Origin of the sequence: Collinsella aerofaciens (assembly GCF_032584215.1) — a bacterium.
In the GTDB taxonomy this organism is placed as follows: domain Bacteria; phylum Actinomycetota; class Coriobacteriia; order Coriobacteriales; family Coriobacteriaceae; genus Collinsella.
In genome coordinates this window covers 1-2681 of the sequence record NZ_JAWHPN010000049.1, presented here as the reverse complement: position 1 = coordinate 2681, position 2681 = coordinate 1, and the positions used below count along the sequence as shown (strand labels likewise).

At 56.2% G+C, this 2681-nt stretch carries 4 protein-coding genes; all 4 read left to right on the top strand.

Annotated elements, in window-relative coordinates:
* The first annotated feature begins 216 nt into the window (after positions 1–216).
* The 4 genes from RX395_RS09625 (at position 217) to RX395_RS09610 (ending at position 2454) form a co-directional block, all read left to right on the top strand.
* Positions 217–1404: an amidohydrolase gene (locus RX395_RS09625; RefSeq protein ID WP_316367232.1), complete on the top strand. Its 1188-nt coding sequence runs from the start codon at positions 217–219 to the stop codon at positions 1402–1404.
* 102 nt (positions 1405–1506) lie between these two features.
* On the top strand, positions 1507–1788 hold the full coding sequence (locus RX395_RS09620; RefSeq protein WP_006234335.1) for a type II toxin-antitoxin system RelE/ParE family toxin: 282 nt from the start codon (positions 1507–1509) through the stop codon (positions 1786–1788).
* Positions 1760–2101 carry a HigA family addiction module antitoxin gene (locus tag RX395_RS09615; RefSeq protein ID WP_055309779.1) on the top strand — a complete coding sequence of 114 codons (342 nt, stop codon included), beginning with the start codon at positions 1760–1762 and terminating at the stop codon, positions 2099–2101. The genes RX395_RS09620 and RX395_RS09615 overlap by 29 nt, the downstream gene beginning before the upstream one ends.
* Positions 2102–2184: 83 nt before the next feature.
* Entirely contained in the window at positions 2185–2454 is a 270-nt protein-coding gene (locus tag RX395_RS09610; protein ID WP_195361209.1) for a hypothetical protein, read from the top strand.
* The last annotated feature ends 227 nt before the right edge of the window (positions 2455–2681 follow it).

Sequence of the window (2681 nt, the reverse complement as noted above, 5' to 3'; positions counted from 1 at the left end):
ATGCCCTTCTTGAAGTTGAGGACCAGGTCTTCGGCGTTCATGCTGCCCCCATCATCGCGGTCTATGGGGTCAACGATATGGCACCGTGGGGACACATGTATGTCAATCCTGGTCTAACAGAGCCTTAATAAATGCAGCAATATGCTGGAAACATGTGTGCCACAATCCTGTATCACAATATTGTGTGAATGGATATGCCCCATGAAAGGATCCTTTATGACCGAGCTCCAAGAACTTCGTCGCTATCGTCGCGACCTGCATCGCATTCCGGAGCTCGATTTCGATCTTCCTCAAACCATAGCCTATATCGAGGGCGTGCTCGCTTCGCTTGCCTGTGAAGTGACCCATCCCTGCCCCAGCTGTGTTTGTGCTTTCTTCGACGCTGGCACGGGCGCCGCGCATGCCACGGCGATTCGCGCCGATATGGACGCACTGCCCATCGCGGAGGCGACGGGTGCGGCCTTTTCCTCGAAGCATCCCGGAAAGATGCACGCTTGCGGACACGATGGACACATGGCCATGGCCCTTGCGGCGGCAACCTTTGTCGATCGCACGATTCGTGAGCAGCCAGGTGCCATCAAGCGCAACGTGCTCTTTGTGTTCCAGCCTGCCGAGGAGACGACTGGTGGCGCCAAGACAGTTTGCGAGAGCGGTGTGTTCGAGCGCTACGGGGTCGACCGCATTTTTGGCTTTCACGTGTGGCCCGATCTGACTGCGAACGCATTGGCGAGCTGTTCCGGCCCGCTGCTGGCGCGCTCGAGTGAGACACACATTCATATTCACGGGACGAGCATCCATATCGCTAAGACCTATGGCGTTCCGGTCGAGGAATCGCACGATGCGGCGCTGGCGGCTGCCAAGTTCTTGGTTGCCGAGCGCGAACTGATGGACGAGCTGGGCACCGACGAACCCTGTATCGGCAAGTTTGGCCTGCTGCAGGCTGGCACCGTTTGCAACGCGGTGGCGGGGGAGGCCCATGTGGCCGGAAGCCTGCGTGTGTTTACGGACGACATGTTCGACCGGGCGCGCGAAGGCGTGCGCCGCGTGCTGGACGATGCCTGTGCCGCAACGGGCTGCACGTATGATCTCGACTTTGCCGAGGGCTATCCACCGGTCGATAACGATCCTGAGTTGTTTGCCCGAATCGCGCCCGCTCTGCCCGAATTGCAGCTCGTGGACGAGCCGCTGCTAATCGCCGAGGATTTCGCGTTCTATCAGCGTCATCTGCCGGGCGTGTTCTTCTTGCTAGGCACGGGCGTGCCAGAGGACCAAGACAACCCGAGTGATTCGGATGGCTGCCCCGCCTATGCAACAAGCGCTCTGCATACCGATAGCATGCTCTTCGACGAGGAAATCCTACTCAAAGGCCTCGATGTCTACAAACGATTACTTTCGCTTGACTAAGGCGTGAAGGACTATTTGTTCTAAAAAACACGAACAAACGTACGATATAATAGAGATGTAAGTCTATAGAAACGTTTGACGTTACTAACGTAAGGCTATACTATGATTGCATCGTATAAAGATGAGGATACCGAACGCTTTGCCATGGGTGTGCGGGTCAGGAGGTTCGTGCCCTTTGAGCGTGTTGCGTTGAGGAAGATTCGCCAACTGCAGGTTTGTGCTTCGCTTGATGATCTTCGCGTTCCACCGGGCAACCGCCTGGAAGCTTTGAAGGGCGATCGTGCCGGTCAATATAGCATCCGTGTTAACGAGCGCTATCGGGTCTGTTTTGAGTGGAGACAGGAGATGGCTTGGAATGTCGAAATCGTCGATTATCACAAGTGATGAGACTTCGGCCGATTTGCTGTCGCCGGTGACTCCGGGTGAGCTTCTCAAAGAGGAGTTTCTTGTTCCCATGGGCATTTCTCAATATCGCCTTGCGAAAGAGACTGGGATTCCGGCTCAGCGTATCGGGCAGATTGTCTTGGGAAAACGTCGCGTGACGGCCGACACCGACCTCCGTCTTTGCCGTTATTTTGGCCTGACGGATGGTTATTGGCTGCGCGCTCAGGTGGCGTTTGACCTTGAGGCCGAGAAAAGGCGGATCGAACCGGAGCTGAATAAGATCGTTCCTGTCCAGCAGGCCGCTGCGTTGTAGTGCTCAAAGATATTGAGGTTGGAGTGACGATGGAACGACGCCGACAGTCTGCCGTTTATAGTCCCGGTGGGTGTGGATGCGGCTTGTTGTTGCTTCCGGTTATTGCTGTGAGCATTGGCGTGATGTTTGCGCTTGCTGGGCTGGCTGCGGCGGCACTCGTACTGTTTATCACTGCCATCGGCGTGACGATTTGGCTCTGCCGCAATCGCGAGCGACGCCGTGCCGGCGGTAAAACCAATGTCGGCTGGGTTGTATTCCTGGTCATTGCGTACCCGCTGAGTGTCAGCTACCTGGTGTTCTTTGTCCTGTTGATGGTCAGTGCCTTTACCGGGGAATCCGTCACGGTGGGTTGATGCACTGCCGGCAGACGGTCGCGCAAAGTGCGTTTGCTCGGCGTTTGGATAACTGCATTGGCCGTTTACCGCAGCCTTAGCTCTCAGCTAATGAATTCAAGTTTCTAACAGTTTAGATAACGGGTGATGCCGCACCTATCCCAAGCTGCGGTAAGTCGCGTCGGCCATCAGGATATGGCGCACCACCCTTGCAGTCGGGTCCCACCTGTCGCGCGCCTGGTTGACCC

Bases quoted from the DNA above. Each gene is read 5' to 3' on its own strand.
- RX395_RS09625 (WP_316367232.1), top strand. From the start codon at position 217: ATGACCGAGCTCCAAGAACTTCGTCGCTATCGTCGCGACCTGCATCGC.
- RX395_RS09620 (WP_006234335.1), top strand. From the start codon at position 1,507: ATGATTGCATCGTATAAAGATGAGGATACCGAACGCTTTGCCATGGGT.
- RX395_RS09615 (WP_055309779.1), top strand. From the start codon at position 1,760: ATGTCGAAATCGTCGATTATCACAAGTGATGAGACTTCGGCCGATTTG.